This window comes from Corallococcus praedator (assembly GCF_003612125.1).
Taxonomy (GTDB): domain Bacteria; phylum Myxococcota; class Myxococcia; order Myxococcales; family Myxococcaceae; genus Corallococcus; species Corallococcus praedator.
In genome coordinates, this window is record NZ_RAWI01001040.1 from 1 (window position 1) to 444 (window position 444).

At 50.5% G+C, this 444-nt stretch carries 1 pseudogene; it reads left to right on the top strand.

The features are described 5' to 3' along the window. Positions 1-153: 153 nt before the first annotated feature. Positions 154-444 (top strand): annotated as a pseudogene (locus tag D7Y13_RS42955) (hypothetical protein); the annotation flags it as partial.

Here is a 444-nt window from a genome sequence, read left to right on the forward strand (position 1 = left end):
GGCCTGAGCGAAGCTCTTGATGTGCGACGGGTTCCCGAACTCCATTTCAAATACGATAAAAGCATCGAGTATGCCGGTCGTATCGAAACAGTTTTGGATACCATTCACAAAGAAAAGAAAGACTCTCAGGAAGACTGAGATCAGGAGCCACCGTTGAATTTGAATCAACAAAAGGCGCCTAGCGCTTCCAAAAAATACCCCCTCGCCGATGGAATGATCGTCGTTTACAAGCCTCGCGGCATGAGCTCAAAAGATGTCTCTCGCTGGTTCGAACGACGTTTCACCCGCATCAAGATGGGGCATGTGGGTACGCTTGACCCTATGGCTGAAGGTGTTTTGCCTGTTTTGTTCGGCAAGGCCACCCGCATCCAGGACTTTCTTCTCGCAGGCACCAAGTGCTACGAGTTTGACGTCAAGTTTGGGACTGCCACAGACACTCTCGAT